Source organism: Bradyrhizobium sp. P2_E8, assembly GCF_056403875.1.
The window spans coordinates 1-2,504 of the sequence record NZ_JBFUES010001044.1 but is presented as its reverse complement, the minus strand read 5'-3'; the positions used below and the strand labels follow the sequence as shown (position 1 = coordinate 2,504).

Annotated in this window: 2 protein-coding genes and 2 pseudogenes; 3 read left to right on the top strand and 1 reads right to left on the bottom strand. The window is 66.1% G+C overall.

Annotated elements, in window-relative coordinates; translation table 11 throughout:
* Positions 1-625 (bottom strand): annotated as a pseudogene (locus tag AC1D00_RS36380) (sensor histidine kinase); the annotation flags it as partial.
* A 178-nt stretch (positions 626-803) separates the two neighbouring features.
* Here AC1D00_RS36380 and AC1D00_RS36375 point away from each other — a divergent pair.
* The 3 genes and pseudogenes from AC1D00_RS36375 to AC1D00_RS36365 form a co-directional block, all read left to right on the top strand.
* Positions 804-1,574 carry a MotA/TolQ/ExbB proton channel family protein gene (locus AC1D00_RS36375; RefSeq protein WP_477013991.1) on the top strand — a complete coding sequence of 257 codons (771 nt, stop codon included), beginning with the start codon at positions 804-806 and terminating at the stop codon, positions 1,572-1,574.
* Positions 1,571-2,242, top strand: coding sequence for a hypothetical protein (locus AC1D00_RS36370; RefSeq protein ID WP_027548675.1), 672 nt, complete (start codon positions 1,571-1,573; stop codon positions 2,240-2,242). The genes AC1D00_RS36375 and AC1D00_RS36370 overlap by 4 nt, the downstream gene beginning before the upstream one ends.
* Positions 2,235-2,504 (top strand): annotated as a pseudogene (locus tag AC1D00_RS36365) (hypothetical protein); the annotation flags it as partial. The gene AC1D00_RS36370 and the pseudogene AC1D00_RS36365, both read left to right, overlap by 8 nt.

The window sequence follows — 2,504 nt, the reverse complement described above, 5'->3', positions numbered from 1 at the left end:
GTTTTGTCCGATGATGGCCGCGTGCCATGCGCTGGAGTGCTGTGACGATCGCGCGTGCCGGCGCCAGCGTATGCGCGATCGCAAGCGACGCCAGCAGCGCAATCGCCGCCGCCATCAGCAGCGCAACGTCGATGACGTTGAGGATGTAGTCCCAGGCGAGCGAGATCGCGGCCGCGGCATCGGGCGTCGCAACCACCGTGCCGGCGGCCGCGGCGCGCGGACTGACGGGCCGCACCACCTCCGCGTGGCTGCCGAGGAAGGTCGGCACGATCGATGCGAACCAGCGCGGCGGCGTCTTGCCGAGCCCCTCGCTCTGGCCGCAAAGCGGCTTTTCGAATGCGGCGGCGGGCTGGAACTCGACGCAGACACCGGGCGAGATCAGCTTCATCGTGTCCAGCGTGCGCCACTCCGGAACCGGCAGCAGATGTTCGCGCGCTCTGCTGCTGCGCAACAACAGCTCGTGCCAGTACAGCGCCTGAAGCGCCTGCGCGACCCGCTGCGCCGACGCCGCGGTCGCCCGGTCGACGCTGCGATAGGCGTCGAACGTGGCCCATACGGTCGCCGCGCCCAGGCAGAGCGCCACGATGAGCAGCAGACGGGCGACAAGCTGAAGCACGAGGCGCATGCGATCACCCCAAAGTTTGGTAAGGTCAGCCTAACAACGCCGCCGCGCCTTGCCAATCGCAGGGAACGGCAGGATCGCAGCTCGGGCAAATTTCCCAAGCCGGATTGGGCATGGCTCTTTGGACCGGGCACGGCGGCTTTGATCTAATCGGTGAGGAACAAGGTCAGGAGCGGTGCAGATGAGTTCGATGACGATTGGGCCGATCGCGGGCGCTGCCGCCGACCCATCCGAGCGCAGCGCGCTGCTGTTCTGGATGATCTTCACCGGGCTGTCGGTCTTCGCCGTCGTGCTGCTGTGGCGCTTCGGTCTGATCCACCTGATGCTGACCTCGGACCGCACCTACATTTCCAGCGTGATCGCGCTGCTGTATGTCGTCACCTGCGGCCATTGCTTCCTGCRCACGCGGGCGATCGCGCGCGAGGGGGCGGCGGCGAGGCGCTGCCGGGCGGTGCTCGCGGCGCCCGATGGCAGCAAGGTGCTCGATGCGAGCGCGACCGCACTGCCGCGTGGATTGGTGCGGGACCATATCGACAGCCTGGTCACCAAGGCCGCCGCGCAGGACTACCGCCCGGTGGACCAGACGCTGCTRCTGCGGACGCTAGCCGACCGCCTGCGCGGCTCTAACGGTTTCGGCGCCTTCGTCTCGGACACGCTGATGAAGCTCGGCCTGCTCGGCACCATCATCGGCTTCATCATCATGCTGGCGCCGATCGCGGGGTTGGACGCCGCCGACAAGGTCGCGATGCGCTCCTCGATGGGGCTGATGAGCGACGGCATGGCGGTGGCCATGTACACGACGCTGGCGGGTCTCGTCGGCTCGATCCTGGTCCGCATCCAGTACTACATGCTGGATGCCGCGACCCAGCAGGTGTTCTCGGATGCGGTGGTGCTGACCGAGACCTATGTGACGCCGGTGCYGGAACGCAAGGGTGCCGGAACCCCGTCATGATGGATGATTTCGGTCTCTATCCGCGCGAGGAGCCGTTCGATCCGCTCGGCGTGATGCTGTTCAAGGCGCTCCAGGTGATCGCGTTCCTGTTCTTCCTCGCGTTGCTCGCGGTCTCTCCCGACGCCAAGGACGGCAAGATCGACTCCAAGGCCGAGTTCATGATCACGCTGGACTGGCCGGATAACCACCCCGACGATCTCGACCTGTTCGTGCAGGATCCCGCCGGCAACATCGCCTGGTATCGCCACCGCGAGGCCGGCTTCCTCACGCTCGACCGCGACGATCGCGGCGGGGCCAACGATTTCATCATGGTTGCCGGCAAGAAGATCGCCTCGCCCATCCGCGAGGAGATCGTCACCGTGCGCGGCATTGTCGCCGGCGAATACACCGTCAACGTCTCGCATTTCGTGGCGACGACCGGCGAGCCCGTCACGGCCAATGTGAAGGTACAGAAGCTCAATCCGACCGCACAAGTGGTCTTCGACAACAAGTTCACGCTCGACCACACCGGCGACGAGAAGACCGCGGTGCGGTTCCGGCTCGATGCGGAAGGAAAGGTCGTCAACGTGGACCAGCGGCCGAAATCGCTGCTGGAGACGTTCCGCAACAGCTGGCGCAACGGCGCCGATATCGACCCGAGGACGCGGGTGAGGGTGCGCCGTGAGTAACCTGCAAACGGTCATCCTGACGCTGTCGGTCGCCTATGCCGTCATCGGTGCGCTGCTGCTGGTCGTGCTGGTCTATGCGCGGCTGCACTGGTCGCTGAAGGCGGTCGCGGTGGTCGTAACCAGCGCCTTCTACGTCGTCAGCTTCACCGAAATGCGCGGGCTGCTCGGCTGGGCGAGCACCGAGCGGCTGCCTGCTACCTTCAAGCTGCTCCAGGCCCGCATCGTCGAGCCGCATTCGCTTGAGGGGGATCCCGGCTCGATC